Below are 17,397 nucleotides of genomic sequence, written 5' to 3'. Positions count from 1 at the left end.
ATCGAGATTGCTTGGCTCCTTTTATCATATGTAGCTTTAAGCCGAAAAAATCCAGCTGTGTTTTCTGTTTTTTTATTCCAGTTTGTGCATTGTGGATGCTTTTTTAATCGTAGTAATTTAGGTAACAATATAGATTCAAAAGATTTCTTACAATTTACAAATCTTAAAATCTATTGATATTGATTTTTAAACTCATTATAATTGAGAATGAAAATCATTATGTTATATACATATTTCGGGAGTGTTGATTACATGAAATATTATAAATTGCCTATTGCATTATTATTATCCAGCAGTCTGTTGTTTGGTTGTTCTAAAACAGACGAAAATTCAACGGAACCGATTAAGAAAAAGGCTCCTGCGGAGAACTCTCAGGTGGATTTAAGCAAGGTGTCAGCTGATTATCGCACATTTGCTATTGCGGAGATTGATGAATTTGTTAAGAAGACAGAAGCGTTTGCCAATGCAGTGATCGCAGGGGATGTAGAAAAAGCAAAAGAACTTTATGCTCCTGCCCGCATGCATTATGAGCGTTCTGAGCCAATCGCCGAGGCGTTTGCGGACCTTGACCCGAAGATTGACGCCCGAGAAGGTGATGTTCCTGAGACAGAATGGGGAGGCTATCACCGGATTGAAAAAGGTCTCTGGGTTGAAAACACGACAAAAGGCTATGAGCAATATGCTGAGCAGCTTATAAAAGACGTAAAGCTTTTGCGGGCAAAGGTTGAAACGGTTGAAGTGACACCCGAGCTGTTGATCACGGGAGCAGTGGACCTATTAAATGAAGTTTCAACATCAAAAGTGACCGGGGAAGAAGATCGTTATTCACATACAGATTTATACGATTTTGCTGCAAATGTGGAGGGCGCTGAAAAGATTTATGAATTGCTCAAGCCTGCCCTGAAGGAAAAAGACAAGGAACTCGCCAATGAAATCGAACAACGTTTCGATGCATTGTACGGATTGCTTGAAAAATATAAAAAGGGAGAAGGGTATGTATCATATACTGAATTAAGCAAGGAGCAAGTAAAAGAATTGAGCCAGTCGATCAATGAACTTGCAGAACCGCTTTCCCAATTAGGGATTGTGCTGGAGGGATAGACAATGACGGAACTTAACAAACAAGAAATGACATCACTCTTGAAGAAACAAGTATCGAGACGGGATGTTTTGAAAGCAGCCGGCATTGGAGGAGTCGGCATGCTGCTCGGTGCAACAGGAGTCGGAGGAGCGTTTGCTCTAGCTGATGTGTTTCCAAGCTCGCAAAATAAAGAAAAAACAAATGATATCGTGCCGTTTTACGGAAAACATCAGGCCGGCATCACGACTGAAGTGCAAAACCATATATATTTTGCTGCATTTGACGTGACGGCAACCGACAGAAATGATCTTATTCAGCTTTTTCAAGACTGGACGGATGCTGCCGCAGCTATGACGGAAGGCAAATCGGTAGGAGATGCATCTGATAATAAATTTCTCCCGCCTGTTGATACGGGGGAAGCTGCCGGGCTTTCGGCATCGAATCTGACCTTAACCTTCGGCGTTGGACCGACTCTTTTTACAAAAAATGGCCGGGACAGGTTTGGATTGCAAAAAAAACAGCCGGCTGAACTAAAAGATTTGCCAAAATTTCCTCTTGATTCGTTAGAAGAGCAATGGACAGGAGGAGACATCTGTATCCAAGCGTGTGCGGATGATTTGCAGGTTGCCTTTCATGCTGTCAGAAATTTAGCGAGAATTGCCCGCGGCAAAGCCGTACTTAGCTGGGGCCAAGCCGGCTTCCAGCGCACAAAGCAAGCCAGTCCGAAAAATGAAACACCACGTAACTTATTTGGCTTTAAAGATGGAACGGTAAACCCGGATGTTAAAGATCCTGCTGAAATGAATAAGTACGTCTGGGTACAGCCAGGTGACGGACCTGATTGGCTTATTAACGGATCTTATTTGGTTGTAAGACGGATTCAAATGTTCATCGAGGTTTGGGACAGGACCTCTCTAAAGGATCAAGAAAATACCTTTGGCCGATACCGGGATTCTGGTGCGCCGCTTGGACAGAAAAATGAGTTCGATAAGCCGGATTTTGAAAAGAAGAATGAGAAAGGAGAATACTATATTCCGCAAACAGCGCACATTCGTGTCGCACACGGTGATGGAAGCCAGAAAATCTTGCGGCGCTCTTTTTCGTATGCGGAAGGAATGGATGTAAAAACAGGAACGTTTGATGCCGGCTTATTGTTTATCAGCTTCCAGAGAAGCATTAGCAAACAATTCGTACCGATTCAAGAGCGCCTGGCACAGATGGATGAGTTAAATGAATATATTGTCCATCGGGGAAGTGCCGTGTTTGCCTGTCTGCCGGGAGTGAAAAAGGGAGGATATATTGGAGAAACGCTATTTTCATAAGCCGTTTCTCTTTTTTCTATGGAAAAGGGGCGGAGCTCGCTAACAAAAATAAAAATGGCAACCTATTTTTAGAAAGATACATGTTTTAACTTTGTATGGATTTTGAACTTGGCCCCGCTTACACCGCCTTTTTATGTTGGTTATGTTTTTAAATGAGGTCTATTTCTATGTTAGGGTTGGCAGTTTAAAACTCATGCACGTTTTTCTTAGGAGTTAACATTGATGTATAAAAAACTTTGCATGCTTGCCCTTGTGTTTCTATTCACAATGGGCTTTGTTTCGTATACCGCCATGGCAGCGGAAAATCTTGATGACTTATATATTGAAATTGGCGATGCCATTATGAAAACAAAGGAAGCGGATTGGGATTCCGTACAGGCTAACCTGGATACATTTACGCAGCAATGGAAAGAAGTAAAAGCTGCGGACAGTAAAAAAGCGGCTGCTGTCGATAAAAATTTAAATGATGTAAAAATCGCTCTCTCGCAATCTGAAAAAGATGCGACTAAAATAAGCGAAAGCCTGTCAGCCTTATCTAAAGCTCTTGTTTCGTACCAAGAGGAACAAAATCCGCCCGATCCGCAGAAAGAAAAAGAAAAACTGAAACAGCTTTTTCCAACTATCGATGAACTTGAAAAAATGATTCAGAATAATCAACTTAATAAAGCAAGCACGAAATATCAGCAATTACTGTCAGCCTGGACTGCCAATGAAGTAATTGTCCGAAACGAAAGCGTTGTCTCGTATGGCGAGATTGAAACCCAGCTTTCTTTATTAAGAATTTCGCTGACGCAAAATCCGCCGGATAGAGAGAAAGCTTTAAAGAGTCTCAAGGATCTTCGGACTTCGGTTGACAATTTTATAAGCGGTAAAAGTGTGAAAAAGTCCGCAGGTAATGACTACACATTGGGTGATGTTACAGGTTTATTAGAAAAAAGCGTACAGGCACTAAAAGATAATAAACCGTCTAAGGCTGCGGAGTATTTAAACAAAATATTGATCATATGGCCGGCGGTGGAAGGGGAAGTACGGACAAAAGACCACTCTCTTTACAATCGCATGGAAAATGAAATTCCTGCAGCAATCAGTTTACTAGAATCCGATAATAAAAATGTGGAAAAAGCACAAGCCATGATCACCGAATTGTCTAAAAGCCTTCAACTGCTTTCAGCAAAAACAAGCTATTCGTATATAGATGCACTGCTTATTCTGTTGCGTGAAGGATTTGAGGCCCTTTTAATCATTGCCGGTTTGCTGGCATTTTTAAAGAAAACGAATCATGCGGACAAACAAGCATGGATTTGGTGCGGCGTCTTAAGTGGGATCATTGCAAGCGCTATTCTCGCAGTTGTCATGAACGTATTTTTCTCAAAAATTACAGCTGCAGAAAGCCGTGAATATATCGAAGGAATTATTGGAATCGTTGCCGTTGTGATGATGTTGACAGTTGGAGCTTGGCTCCACAAAAAGTCGAACATTGCCCACTGGAACCAATATATCAAGGATCATCTCGGAAAAGCATTGGCAAAAGGAAGTTTATTGTCCATGGCCTTGCTCAGTTTTCTTTCAATTTTTCGCGAAGGTGCCGAAACGATCATTTTCTATGCCGGAATGGCTCCATCGATGGATTTCAGCCAGTTAATTCTAGGAATCGGGATCGCAATTATGATTTTATTAGTTCTTGGGATTGTTATTATCCGCTATAGTGCAGCCATTCCAATCCGGCCATTCTTTATAGTCGCGACGATTCTCATCTACTTTTTATCGTTCAAAATGCTTGGAGTCAGCATCCATGCACTGCAAGTGGCAAATACAATTCCAACACATTCATTGACGAATGTTCCCTTTGTTGAACTAATCGGCTTATATCCAACCATGGAAACATTAGTGCCACAGCTTTTTCTTATATTAATAATTACCGGCACGACGATTTATTTGAATAAATCGGCAGCAGGAGAACAAGCGGCTGCGTCGAAATAAAGATTGGGAAAAGATTCCTTGGACTGAATCGAGGACCATTAAGGGAAAAGCAAAACCGAAAATGCACAGTCAATTCAAGCAGTTCTAAAAGAAGGCGAATTGAAAATTGGTTTGAGGTGAAGGAGATGGCAAGAAAAAAAATCACAGTCATTGGCAGTATTAATATGGATTTAGTAACAGAAACGAGGAAAATTCCTCGAATTGGCGAAACGGTTTTAGGCGATTCGTTTCATACTATTCCGGGAGGAAAGGGAGCGAATCAAGCCGTTGCTGCCGCAAGACTGGGAGCGGATGTTACTTTAATCGGATGCGTCGGCCAAGATGCTTTTGGCGAGGAGTTGGTAAGACATTTGTCAAATCAAGGAATTCATATGGACTATGTGAGACAAGTTTCATACCAATCTACAGGGATTGCATCGATCACCATTTCCGATGGCGATAATAGTATTATCGTTGTTCCGGGTGCAAACTATCAAGTAACCCCGGAATTGGTAGAAGAACATGAACGTGTTATTGCGGAAAGTGACATTGTCTTGCTTCAACTTGAAATTCCGCTCAAAAGCGTTGAAAAAGCTGTTGAAATTGCAAAAAAGCACAATGTGAAAGTGATATTGAATCCTGCCCCAATCCAGGCTCTTTCGAAAGAACTTGTTCAAAAAATAGATTATTTGACTCCTAATGAACATGAACAACAAGAATTACTTAATTATGCTTTTGAATGGTCTGAACAAGAAAAAAAAGAATTAATGGCAAAATGTATTGTGACGAGAGGCTCAAAGGGTGTAATAATTTTTCAAAACGGTGAAAGAGAAATTTCTGGCTATAAAGTAGAAGCTGTTGATACAACAGGTGCCGGTGATACGTTTAATGGAGCCCTTGCTTATTCATTAAGTCTTGGCATGGAATTGGAAGAAGCTTGCCGGTTTGCAAACGTTGCAGCTGCAATATCTGTCACAAAATTGGGAGCTCAAGTCGGGATGCCGACTAAACAAGAGGTGGACCAATTTTTAGAAATGCAGAACGGGCGATAAAGGTAAAATTAAAATTGAAGAATCCATTCCTGATTTAAATAGTTCGGAAAGGGAATAGGCTGGCGAACATTTGCCGGCCTATTTTATTTTAGGAATCTTTTTTGTACTGTAATTGTTTTTTAGAAATTTAAAATAGAGTAATGTTAACGGTTGTATAATTAAATATACCGTAAAAGAATAGCCAATTTTCCAACCTTTATAGTTGAATACGTAAAATAAATGGGAAATCCATTCAAAGATCGTTCCAACTATGGACCATACAAGAATATAAAGCAAAATACCATACCCTTTTAAGTTCCATTCTTCATATAGATAGACAAACAGGTAGGCAAAGGGCGCGTACAATAGATAAAGCAAGTAATCAAAAAATTCATATTTGCCCGAGTCCATGATGTTGTAATAATCAGTAATTGACGTTGCAAGCAAGTGATCGAACAAACTTGCAATGAATATTGCAAAGAGACAAACAAGAACTGTCAAACTTATAGGTAATCGCCGCGGTAATTTCATTGTTAATGTCAGCATGATGAATAATGAGATAAGAACAAACCATTCATTTTCATCAAAAGATTTTGGGAGAGATATCATTGTATTTCCTCTTTTCGAAGAGTGCGTTTAAAGATATTTTTCAAAATGCCTATTATTAGAAGCATCAAGATCATTCCAATGATTGACAGGCAGGCATTCCAGCCATTGTATGAAATAACTTCCCATTTTAGGAATAAATATTCCACTGCATATACTGCGAAAAGATAACATATCGTTAACACCCATTTCCCAAATGTATTCTTTAATGCGCTCAAATAATTATTAAAGTACCATATGGTTAATAAAGGGATATTGATGACCTCGTACAGCCCGAAAAATAATGTGGAGATCTATTTCCTGTGAGAGTTCCAAAAAATCTGTATTATTGTATAATACAGCCATATAACTCAAAAATAATATGTCGTTTACAAAGAACAAAAAAATATTTTCAAAAATATGCAGAGTCTTTCGAGAAAGTATAAAGCTTATCATTAAAATAATGGTAATATCAAGAAAAATCACTAACTTCATTTGATCAACTCACAAACTTTTTATCTAAGAATTAATTTTCTTCCTAATTTCTCATCTTGCCCTTATTTTGGAGAAAATAAACTCAAGGAGAGAGACAATGAACATTATTGATTTGCACTGCGATGTTTTACTAAAGCTGTCAGAATCTAAAAGAACGTTAAGGTTTGCAGATGCCCCTGAGTTACATGCTAATAAACAGCGCCTCAAGCAAGGAAAAATTAAGGTCCAATGTTTTGCAATCTTTGTTGATCCTGAAATAAACACAGATGAGAAATTTACGATTGCTCTCGATCAAGTCGATTTATTTTATTCGGAAGTGCTTGATAAAAATCCTGAAATGAAGCAGATTCGAGAATGGTCTGATTTTGACAGCTTAAAAGACGGTGAAATCGGAGCTATGCTGACGCTTGAAGGTGTCGATGCGATCGGCAATGACTTGACGAAGCTTCATATCCTTTACCAGCTTGGTGTGAGGTCAGTCGGATTGACTTGGAATTATGCCAACTTGGCAGCAGATGGGGCAGAAGAACCGCGCGGTGCAGGTCTTACTTTGTTTGGAGAGGAGATTGTTCGCTTTAACAATAAACATCAAATGTTTACGGACGTCTCGCATTTAAGTGAAAAAGCTTTTTGGGATGTGATGGAACTTGCGGATTATCCGATTGCCAGCCATTCTAATTCTCGAAAACTGTGCGATCATCCTCGTAATTTAAAAGATGAGCAAGCGATTGCCATGTTTAAAAAAGGAGGAATGATCCACGTTGTCTATCACCCTCCGTTTTTAAAGGAAAATGGAGAAGCAGCAATATCGGATGTAATCAAACATATTGAGCATTTCTGTTCTCTTGGAGGTGAAAAACAAATTGGGTTAGGATCAGATTTTGACGGCATTTCTAAATTTGTCGTCGGGCTTGAGGATGCATCCAAAAGCCAACATCTCATCAATGAATTATTGAAGCATTTTTCCGAAGAAGAAGTGAGAGGCTTTGCCTATCAAAACTTCCTGAATCATCGGCCGGGGCCTCGTGCCGTGGGGAACAGCCACTCAACCCTTTAAAGCATTAACGCGGTATCGTAGTGCGGGTCAGACCCTCGATCCTTTAAAGCGTTAACGCGGTGTCGTAGTGCGGGTCAGGCCCTCAACCCTTTAAAGCGTTAACACAGTGATGCGGTGCGTGCCGGCACCTCATTCAACGAACCTATTTTTTTGACATTTTTGTTAAGAAATATGTATTCTGTGTTATGATAACGGTTAGAAAGTTGCAATTAAATGACCCATGGATTGCATTTTCTTTGAAATGCAACGAAAAGATGTGATTTAACTTAGAAAATAGGTGTTAGAGGGAGAAAGATGAAAGATGAAAGATAATATTATCATTCGCTTTGAGCATGTCACGAAACAATATGACAATGATCCTCCGGTTTTGAATGATGTCAGCTTTGAAATTGAAAGAGGAAAATTTTATACGCTGCTCGGGCCCTCGGGATGCGGAAAAACGACGATCCTTCGTTTAATTGCGGGCTTTATCGAGCCGTCACAGGGCAACATCTATTTTAACGGGAAAATAATAAACCATGTTCCTGCGAATAAGCGCCAGGTCAACACAGTTTTTCAGGATTATGCCCTGTTTCCTCATTTAAATGTATTTGAAAATGTCGCATTTGGATTACGAATAAAAAAGCTGAAGAATGAAGAAATAACCGAAAAAGTAAGAGAAGCTTTAAGGTTTGTCAATCTTGAAGGTTATGAAAATCGAGAAATAAGGGAAATGTCCGGCGGTCAGCGCCAACGTGTGGCGATTGCGCGGGCAATCGTCAATGAGCCCGAAGTACTGCTTCTGGATGAGCCGCTATCAGCCCTTGATTTGAAGCTGCGGACAGAAATGCAGTACGAATTGCGTGAACTGCAGCGCAGGTTAGGTATTACATTTATTTTTGTCACGCATGATCAGGAAGAAGCCCTTGCCATGTCTGATGAAATATTTGTCTTGAACAATGGAAAAATTGAACAAAGCGGAACACCGACAGACATTTATGATGAGCCGATTAACCGCTTTGTTGCAAATTTCATCGGTGAGTCAAATATTGTATCAGGAAAAATGATTAAAGATTACGTCGTAGAGTTTGCAGGAAAGACATTTGATTGTGTGGACAAAGGTTTTAACCCTAATGAAACCGTTGAAATCGTGATCCGTCCAGAAGACCTGGAAATTACAACGAAAGACAAGGGCAAACTTCAGGTGCGAGTTGACTCCCAATTATTCCGCGGGGTTCACTATGAAATTATTTGTTATGACCAGGATGGAAACGAATGGCTTGTCCATTCAACGAAAAAAGTGAAAGTCGGTGATGAAATTGGCCTTCATTTTGATCCGGAAGCGATCCACGTCATGCGCCTTGGCGAAACCGAAGAAGAATTTGACAAACGGTTAGAAAATTATTGAGAGGTATGGCCATGAAAAATAATTCCCGTAATTTTTATTTGATTCCTTATGTTTTGTGGATTTTTCTTTTCGTGGTTACGCCGCTGTTCCTGGTTCTATATTATTCATTTTTTGACATTGAAGGCCATTTTACACTGGATAATTACAAGAAGTTTTTTACAGCCGTTTACTTGAGGATGACGCTGAGTTCTTTCTGGTATGCATTTTTAATCACTTTGATCACACTTGTTATTGCATATCCAACAGCTTATTTGCTTACGAAAACGAAACATAAACAGCTCTGGCTGCTTTTGATTATTTTACCGTCATGGATCAATTTATTGTTAAAAGCATATGCCTTCCTGGGTATTTTTGGTACATACGGAGCAGCAAACAGCTTCCTTGAAATAATTGGCATCGGAAGCAAGCAGCTGTTGTTTACCGATTTCAGCTTTGTATTTGTTTCGGTTTATATCTTTTTGCCATTTATGATTTTGCCAATTTTTAATGCACTAAATGAATTGAATCCTTCACTTGTGGATGCGGCCCATGATTTAGGCGGCTCATCATGGACAACGTTCAGGCGCGTTATTTTTCCTTTGACGCTTGATGGCGTGAAATCGGGCTGCCAGGTTGTCTTTATTCCTGCTTTATCACTTTTTATGCTTACGAGGCTGATTGCCGGAAACCGGGTCATTACGCTCGGAACAGCGATTGAACAGCATTTTCTCGTGACACAGGATTGGGGAATGGGTTCAACGATTGCCGTCTTCTTGATCATTGCCATGGTGATCATCATGATTGTCACTGGGAAAAGGAGGCGGGGGATCATATGAAAAAAATGTCGAAATGGTCAACTGTGTATTTAATTGTCGTCTTTTTTATCCTTTATGCCCCGATTTTCTATTTAATATTTTATTCTTTTAATAGCGGCGGTACGATGTATCAGTTTGAAGGATTTACGCTTGACTGGTATAAAGAGCTGTTCAAAGATTCCCGGCTGTTGATCATTGTATTAAATACAATCATTATTGCGCTTTTGTCTGCCGCGATCTCGACCATTATTGGAGTGGCAGGAGCACTAGCAATCGCTTATTCAAGAAAGCGGCGTGTAAAAAATACGCTTTTGTCTTTAAATAATGTCCTGATTGTCAGCCCTGACGTAATTATTGGCGCTTCCTTCTTAATTTTATTTACGATGATCGGGATAAAACTAGGATTTATTTCCGTCTTGCTTTCCCATATCGCTTTTTGTGTACCGATCGTTGTTATTATGGTGCTTCCAAAGATTGAGGAAATGAGCCCGACGATGATGTATGCAGCCCTTGATTTGGGAGCGAGTCGCTGGGATGTTCTTTCAAAGGTTGTGCTTCCATATATTACACCCGGCATTTTTGCGGGCTTTTTTATGGCGCTGACCTATTCGCTCGATGACTTTGCCGTTACGTTTTTTGTGACGGGGAATGGTTTTTCGACACTGTCGGTTGAAATCTATTCACTGGCACGCAGGGGCGTGTCGTTAAATATTAACGCTTTATCAACCTTGTTATTTATTTTCACGATGATTCTTGTGATCGGTTATTATTACATTGCAAAGCGTAACCGGCCGAACGGAATGGGGGTTCGGAAATGAAGCAGCTTATTCGGGCATTTGCTGCAGTTTTGCTAGTATCTTTTCTTTTGCTTTATGTTGTTTTTAAACTGAATTCAGCCCAAGGGTACACAAGCGGAAATACGTTAACCATTTATAATTGGGGCGATTATATTGATGCGAAATTAATTGACAGGTTTGAAAAAGAAACAGGCATCAAGGTCATCTATGAAACATTTGATTCAAACGAAGCGATGATGACAAAAATTGAGCAGGGCGGCACAGCATATGATATCGCCGTTCCATCCGAATATGCCATTCACAAAATGAAAGAAGAAAACTTGCTGCTTCCGATTGATCATTCTAAAATACCGAATTTAAAATACATTGATCCGAGATTTTTGGATTTACCTTTTGATCCGGGCAACAAATATTCGATTCCTTATTTTTGGGGAACGGTCGGAATCCTTTACAATAAAGACATTCTGGGAGATAAAAAGATTACGAAATGGAATGATTTATGGGATCCGGAATTAAAAAATGAGATATTGCTTATCGATGGTGCACGTGAAGTAATGGGAATGGGGTTGAACAGCTTGCACTATTCGCTGAATGATACGAATAAATCCCATTTGCTCGAGGCGAAAGAAAAACTGGACAAACTGACTCCGAATATCAAGGCCATCGTTGGAGATGAAATCAGAATGCTGATGGAAAATGATGAAGCTGCGATCGGTGTTGTCTGGTCAGGGACCGCAGCAGAATTAATGTGGAAAAAAGACAATCTTGAATATGTGGTGCCTGAAGAAGGCTCCAATCTGTGGTTTGATAATATGGTGATCCCAAAAACCGCCAAGAACATAGAGGCAGCACATAAGTTTATCAATTTTATGCTCGATCCAAAAGTTGCAGCGCAAAATACCGAGTATGTCGGATATTCCACTCCAAATAAAGAAGCACTGAAGTATATGGATAAAGAAATCGTCAATGATAAACGTTTTTATCCCGACGAAGAAATGACGGGAAAGCTGGAAGTCTATGAGAATCTCGGAAAAAAAATGCTTGCGTACTATAACGAGCTATTCCTTCAGTTTAAAATGCATAAAAAGTAAGTCTCAAAGAGTGACTGGTTCATTGTTATATGGCCGGCCACTCTTTCTTGTTTTAAAGTGTTAACGCATTAACATATTGAGGGTCAGACCCTCAATGCTTTAAAGCGTTAATGCAATGCGGGCCAGACCCTTCATCATTGTTTTTTCCAAGGCCTCCACCATTTTTTGGCGGGTTTTTCTTCGTCTGCGGCTACATTTCGAAAGCCCGCGATTAAATCTTGAAAAGCTGCTTCTCTATGTTTGATTTCCTGGAGGTATTGTTCCCGTTCTTGATTCAAAGTTTCTAACAGGATATCTCGGTCTTTATTAATGTTGTTAATTAGATTGTTTATCTCGTGATTGGTGACTTCGGTTGACTTAGAAATGTAGTGAACCAAGGTCTTGAATTCTTCTGCGGAAGCTTCGGATGATTCGGAAAGACGGTTCGAAAGTATAGCAATTTCTTCGGAAGCATCTTCTGAAACTTTCGCAATGCTGTTGGATAAGGTTCTGAAAGTTTCAGAAGTGAGTTTCGAAGCTTTCGCAACACTGTTTTTCAAGGTTTTGAACTCTTCGGAATTATGTTCCGAAGCTTTTGCAATCCGCCCCGAAAGGTCCTGAATTTCCGATTTTGTTTTTTCACTTGATGTATAAATAGAGTGGGAGAGACTTTTAACGGTATGAACGGTACTTTTTGATATTTCTTTTTTCACTTCTTCTAATATTTCTTTTCGAGCGGTATTACGTATTTCACCCTTGATCTCCTCCAATAAGTTTTCTTTAAATGCCTCCATGGCTTCCAAAAAGTTCTCGAATCTAGGATCTGAATTTTCTGTATGTTCAGGGGTGTTGTTTTCAGAAACAGACAGCATAGAAGTTTCGATTGTTTCGGAATCAGCTTCCGAATTTTGATTCAAATGTTTTTGCAATAGCTCACGGATCATTTCTTTGCTTAAATTTTTGTCCCGCATTTCCTTGATTTTCATTAAAAGTGAGATTTCTTGATCAGTAAAATACCTTGCACCTTGCTTCGTACGGGAGATGAAGAGAATCCCATCCAAATCTTTCTCCCATTGTCTGATCGTACCCGGCGGGACGTTGATCTTTTTCGAAACTTCCTTTATCGTATATGCCCTCATAAAACGGTTATCCATGTTTATTATCCAGTCCTTTCTAACACAGTTTTGAAAAGATTTTCAGTGTTTATGTTAATTATTCATCATTGATGATCACATTTTCCTGCCTGCAGACAAAACCTATCAAAACAAGACGGGATTCTGCAGAACACCTGAAAAAACAACAAGCTTGTGGTGAATCATATCCTTTTTTGATGTTCAGAATCTGAGCACTTTTATTCGATTAATTTTTCAAAATATTCAAAAATAAATTTGACCTCCCTCAGAAATGGCAGGTATACTTTATAGTAGAATAAGTGAATGCTCATGTTTAAAAAACAAGATGAAAGCGTTTTCTAAAAATAATCATGGGGGTTTGAAATTTGGACTATATGAGGACAGGGATTTCCCTTATTCTTGAAAAATATTAAATGATAAGTCTTCTTAGAGATTCTAATAGAGGAGGAAATGATGCAAAATAAACTGCTTTCTCAAATTGTATACGAAACTACTTTGCCTGTGATAATGGCCCCGATGTTTTTAGTGTCCGGCCCTCAACTTGTTATTGAAGGCTGCAAAGCTGGAATTATCGGTTCTTTTCCCCTCCTAAATGCGCGGACAGGAGATATTCTTGAAGAATGGATGCGGCAGATAACGAACGAACTGGAACAAGCTAGGATCCAAGAACCGAACCAAAAGATTGCACCATGGGCGGTAAACTTTATTGTTCACCGGTCAAATAAACGATATGAAGTGGATCTTGAATTAATTAAGAAATACAAGCCGCCGATCGTGATAACTTCCTTAGGCGATCCGAGCCAGGTTGTTAAAATTGTTCATGAATATGGTGGCCTTGTATTTTCGGATGTTATTAATCTAGTCCATGCCCGAAAAGCAGCTGAAAAAGGAACCGATGGATTAATTCTTGTTTCCAGCGGTGCTGGCGGACATGCAGGTACATATAATCCTTTTGCTTTTATCAGTGCGGTAAAAGAATTTTGGAATGGGATTACGATTCTTGCCGGTTCGATATCGGATGGAAATGATATCGTTGCAGCGGAAGCGCTTGGTGCTGATTTTGTTTATATGGGAACAAGATTTATCGCAGCTGAGGAAAGCTTAACGAGCAAAGACTACCAGAACATGCTGATCGATTCCACCATTGAAGACGTCATTTATACTGATGCTTTCAGCGGTGTAAATGCCAATTATTTAATCCCAAGTATTCGCAAAGCAGGTCATGATCCTGACAAGCTTAAAAAGAAAGCAGAGATGGATTTTTCAAAAATAAATCAGCCGGGGGCAAAAGCATGGAAAGATATTTGTTCGGCAGGGCATGGTGTACATTCCATAAAGAAGATTCAGCCAGTTGCTGAAATTGTGAAAGAGCTCAAGCAATCCTATGAAAAAACCCTTACGCACATAACTGCAAAACATAGTCAAAGTTCGACTTTGAGTGAAATTAAACAAGAATAGATCAGATTGGGGTCATATTTGAATGATCCCAATATTTTTTATAGAGAGATGGAAAATTAAAGAAGAACGTACACTGTAAAAATACATTTGTGCGCCATGTGTAGAAAAAGTTCTTGATTCTTTTCCCCTTTAGAGTAATAATTATGTTTATAATTATTGAAAATCTAAAAGAGCAGGGGATGTCACATGAAAGTAGTGAAGTTTGGAGGTTCTTCGTTAGCATCAGGAGAACAGTTTGAAAAGGTATTTAAAATTGTAATGTCTGATCCAAAGAGAAAAATTGTTGTCGTTTCGGCACCGGGCAAGCGTTTTGCGAGTGATATAAAGGTAACCGATTTACTCATTGCATGCGCAGAAAAATATTTAATAAACGAATCGGCTGAAGACTTAGTGGAAGCTGTCATCGAACGATATGCGAGTATTGCAAGGGAGCTTGGACTTTCAAGCAGCATTTCAAATTTGATTCGCAACGATCTTCTTGCAGTGTTAAACGGAGATAAGAGCAATCCTGAACGATTTATGGATGCTGTTAAAGCAAGCGGTGAGGACAACAATGCAAAGCTTATGGCCGCTTACTTCCAGCATGAAGGAGTGGAGGCGCGCTATATAAATCCGAAAGATGCAGGACTGATTGTAAGCGATGAGCCCGGGAATGCACAAGTGCTTCCGGAATCTTATGAACGGCTTTATGAGCTTCGGAATTTGCCTGGAATTATTATTTTCCCTGGATTTTTCGGCTTTACAAAAACAGGTGAATTGGTAACTTTTTCGCGCAGCGGCTCTGACATAACCGGAGCGATTTTAGCGAATGGAACGAAGGCTGAGCTTTATGAAAATTTTACGGATGTAGATGCGGTATATTCTGTCAATCCGAATATTGTGGAAAAACCGAAGGAGATCCGTGAATTGACATACAGAGAAATGCGGGAACTCTCCTATGCCGGATTCACTGTGCTTCATGATGAAGCTCTTATTCCTGCCTTCCGCGCCGGTATTCCTGTTAATATTAAAAACACAAACAATCCTTCGGCACCCGGAACGAAAATCGTGCATGAGCGGACAAATTCGAATGGTCCTGTGATCGGAATTGCCAGTGACAAAGGATTCTGCAGCATTTACGTCAGCAAATATTTGATGAACCGTGAAATTGGATTCGGTCGGAAAATTTTGCAGATTTTAGAAGAGTATGGATTGTCGTATGAACACATTCCGTCCGGAATTGATGACATCTCTATTATTCTAAGAAAAAGCCAGCTGAATCGTGCGTTGGAAGAGGAGATTGTTAGACGAATTCAAACAGAGCTAGAGGCAGATGAAGTGAAAATTGAACGAAATTTGGCTCTTATTATGATCGTGGGCGAAGGGATGCGCCAAAATGTTGGGACAATGGCAAGAGCATCAAAGGCGCTGGCCGATGCTGGTGTCAATATTGAAATGATCAACCAGGGCTCCTCAGAAGTGAGTATGATGTTCGGTGTGAAAGCAGAAGAAGAACAACGGGCAGTGAAAGCTTTATACGAAGAGTTTTTTGCTTCAGTTCCTTTGAATGTTTAGTTTTTGAAATAAAGTTGTGAAATATTTCATTTTAGACGAAAACAGGTATAATTTAACGAAAGTTTTTTAAAAAATTACACTTTTCTCTATTGACAGAATCATAGTTTCATTTACATAATAGAAAAAAATGAACGTTGACGGAGGATTAGTATGCGGGCACTTTGTGCGACAGAGAGCGGGGTTTATTAGCTGGAAGACCTCGCCGCTGCAAAGCCGCAGAACCTGCCTCCAGAGTCCTGTGCAAAAACACGGGCGCTGCCAGAGCGTTATCATGAAGAGCGGGATGCATATGCATCCAAAAAAGGTGGTACCACGGAAATGGAAATGAAGTCCTTTTCGTCCTTTTCTAAAGGATGAAAAAGGGCTTTTTTTGATGAGGGCCCCAGCTTTTGAGGGCCTGGCCCGCTCCAGGTTAACGCGTTAAAGCGGTGAGGGTCAGGCCCGCTCCGCGTTAACGCATTAAAGCATTGAGGGCCTGGCCCGCTCCGCGTTAATGTGTTAATACATTAAAGTGATAGCAATCTCATTCACGTAACTTTCTGCAATCGGGAGGAAGTCGTTATGGATAAAAAGCGAGTTGTCGTTAAGATTGGAAGCAGTTCGTTAACAAATTCAAAAGGAGAAATTGACCACGAGAAATTTTCGGATCATATAGAGGCAATAGCGGCTTTGCGCTCGGAAGGACATGAGGTTTTACTCGTTTCGTCAGGTGCTGTGGCGGCCGGTTTTAAACGCCTTGGTTACCCGTCAAGACCTGTCACGATTAAAGGGAAGCAGGCTGCAGCAGCAGTAGGCCAGAGTCTTCTAATCCAAGCTTATATGGAGAAGTTTGGAGAATACGGTATCCTTCCGGCACAAATTTTGCTGACGCGAAACGATTTCTCTAAAAAAGAGCGTTACCGAAATGCATACTCAACAATTACGGAGCTGTTGGAACGCGGAATAGTGCCGATTATTAATGAAAACGACACGGTTTCCGTCGAAGAATTGACATTTGGCGATAATGATATGCTTTCAGCACTTGTCAGCGGAATGGTGCATGCTGATATGCTGATTATTTTAACGGATATTAATGGGCTATATGATTCGAATCCAAAGAAAAACCGGTTTGCCAAAAGGATTAACATCCTTCATGAGATTACCGATGAAATGATGGCTGCTGCGGAAGGAACAGGATCCAAAGTGGGAACCGGCGGCATGCTTTCAAAATTAACGGCGGCAAAAACAGCGCTTGCTCTCGGTGTAAAAGTGTTTATCGGGAGGGGAAAAGGAAGAAGAAAGCTGCTGGATATATTGGAGGGCAGAGGTGATGGAACATATGTCGGTACAAATGTCTCACAACAAATTAAGAACAGCAAGCAATGGATCGCTTTTCATTCAGAAGTTTCCGGAAAAATCTATGTTGACAAAGGAGCGGAGGATGCGCTTCTTTCTCACGGCAAAAGCCTTCTTCCTGCAGGAATTTATAAAATAACAGGTACGTTTAAACGAGGCGACGTTGTTGAAGTGTTTGGCACAACTGGTTTACTTGGAAAAGGCGAAGTGCTTTATTCCTCAGAGGAACTGAAAAAAGTGATGGGCAAACGAAGTGATGAATTGAAAAAAGATACAGTTATAGCCATCGAAGTGATTCACCGTGATAAGTGGGTAAAAGCATAGAAATGGAGGAAGTAA

The 17,397-nt window shown here is 40.1% G+C and carries 14 protein-coding genes and 1 other annotated feature; of the genes, 12 read left to right on the top strand and 2 right to left on the bottom strand.

Going from position 1 to position 17,397, the window contains the following annotated elements; genetic code table 11:
- Positions 1 to 252: 252 nt before the first annotated feature.
- The 4 genes from efeO to rbsK all read left to right on the top strand — a co-directional run bounded on the left by efeO (position 253) and on the right by rbsK (position 5,414).
- Positions 253 to 1,101 (top strand): iron uptake system protein EfeO, encoded by an 849-nt coding sequence (gene efeO, locus C0966_RS06540; protein ID WP_274854423.1) that lies wholly within the window; start codon positions 253 to 255, stop codon positions 1,099 to 1,101.
- Positions 1,102 to 1,104: 3 nt separating this feature from the next.
- Positions 1,105 to 2,403: an iron uptake transporter deferrochelatase/peroxidase subunit gene (gene efeB / locus C0966_RS06535; RefSeq protein WP_274854422.1), complete on the top strand. Its 1,299-nt coding sequence runs from the start codon at positions 1,105 to 1,107 to the stop codon at positions 2,401 to 2,403.
- Positions 2,404 to 2,625: 222 nt separating this feature from the next.
- A complete protein-coding gene (locus tag C0966_RS06530) occupies positions 2,626 to 4,383 on the top strand; it encodes an FTR1 family iron permease (RefSeq protein WP_274854421.1) in 1,758 nt (585 codons plus the stop codon).
- A gap of 125 nt (positions 4,384 to 4,508) precedes the next feature.
- On the top strand, positions 4,509 to 5,414 hold the full coding sequence (gene rbsK, locus C0966_RS06525) for a ribokinase (RefSeq protein ID WP_274854419.1): 906 nt from the start codon (positions 4,509 to 4,511) through the stop codon (positions 5,412 to 5,414).
- Between the two features lie 78 nt (positions 5,415 to 5,492).
- Here the strand turns inward: rbsK and C0966_RS06520 are convergent, their stop codons facing one another.
- Positions 5,493 to 6,002, bottom strand: a complete 510-nt coding sequence (locus C0966_RS06520) for a hypothetical protein (RefSeq protein ID WP_274854417.1) — start codon at positions 6,000 to 6,002, stop codon at positions 5,493 to 5,495.
- A 568-nt stretch (positions 6,003 to 6,570) separates the two neighbouring features.
- Here C0966_RS06520 and C0966_RS06515 point away from each other — a divergent pair.
- The 5 genes from C0966_RS06515 (at position 6,571) to C0966_RS06495 (ending at position 11,599) form a co-directional block, all read left to right on the top strand.
- Positions 6,571 to 7,530, top strand: a complete 960-nt coding sequence (locus C0966_RS06515; RefSeq protein ID WP_274854416.1) for a dipeptidase — start codon at positions 6,571 to 6,573, stop codon at positions 7,528 to 7,530.
- 301 nt (positions 7,531 to 7,831) lie between these two features.
- Positions 7,832 to 8,917, top strand: coding sequence for an ABC transporter ATP-binding protein (locus C0966_RS06510; protein WP_274854415.1), 1,086 nt, complete (start codon positions 7,832 to 7,834; stop codon positions 8,915 to 8,917).
- 11 nt (positions 8,918 to 8,928) lie between these two features.
- Positions 8,929 to 9,732, top strand: a complete 804-nt coding sequence (locus C0966_RS06505; RefSeq protein WP_274854413.1) for an ABC transporter permease — start codon at positions 8,929 to 8,931, stop codon at positions 9,730 to 9,732.
- Positions 9,729 to 10,529: an ABC transporter permease gene (locus tag C0966_RS06500; RefSeq protein ID WP_274854412.1), complete on the top strand. Its 801-nt coding sequence runs from the start codon at positions 9,729 to 9,731 to the stop codon at positions 10,527 to 10,529. The genes C0966_RS06505 and C0966_RS06500 overlap by 4 nt, the downstream gene beginning before the upstream one ends.
- Positions 10,526 to 11,599: an ABC transporter substrate-binding protein gene (locus C0966_RS06495; protein ID WP_274854411.1), complete on the top strand. Its 1,074-nt coding sequence runs from the start codon at positions 10,526 to 10,528 to the stop codon at positions 11,597 to 11,599. The genes C0966_RS06500 and C0966_RS06495 overlap by 4 nt, the downstream gene beginning before the upstream one ends.
- A 134-nt stretch (positions 11,600 to 11,733) precedes the next feature.
- Here C0966_RS06495 and C0966_RS06490 read toward each other — a convergent pair whose 3' ends face one another.
- Complete coding sequence (locus C0966_RS06490) at positions 11,734 to 12,732, bottom strand: MerR family transcriptional regulator (RefSeq protein ID WP_274854410.1); 999 nt, start codon at positions 12,730 to 12,732, stop codon at positions 11,734 to 11,736.
- A gap of 432 nt (positions 12,733 to 13,164) precedes the next feature.
- Between C0966_RS06490 and C0966_RS06485 the strand changes: the two genes are divergently transcribed.
- From C0966_RS06485 to proB, 3 genes are all read left to right on the top strand, one after another.
- Positions 13,165 to 14,169, top strand: a complete 1,005-nt coding sequence (locus C0966_RS06485; RefSeq protein ID WP_274854409.1) for an NAD(P)H-dependent flavin oxidoreductase — start codon at positions 13,165 to 13,167, stop codon at positions 14,167 to 14,169.
- A gap of 186 nt (positions 14,170 to 14,355) precedes the next feature.
- Positions 14,356 to 15,723, top strand: a complete 1,368-nt coding sequence (locus C0966_RS06480; protein WP_274854408.1) for an aspartate kinase — start codon at positions 14,356 to 14,358, stop codon at positions 15,721 to 15,723.
- Between the two features lie 125 nt (positions 15,724 to 15,848).
- Positions 15,849 to 16,070 (top strand) — a binding site (T-box leader).
- 214 nt (positions 16,071 to 16,284) lie between these two features.
- Complete coding sequence (gene proB / locus C0966_RS06475) at positions 16,285 to 17,382, top strand: glutamate 5-kinase (RefSeq protein ID WP_274854407.1); 1,098 nt, start codon at positions 16,285 to 16,287, stop codon at positions 17,380 to 17,382.
- Positions 17,383 to 17,397: the final 15 nt, after the last annotated feature.

The sequence above is a fragment of the Bacillus methanolicus genome (assembly GCF_028888695.1).
GTDB lineage: Bacteria > Bacillota > Bacilli > Bacillales > Cytobacillaceae > Bacillus_Z > Bacillus_Z methanolicus_B.
The sequence above is the reverse complement of the archived record's forward strand: the minus strand, read 5'-3'. Positions and strand labels throughout refer to the sequence as shown.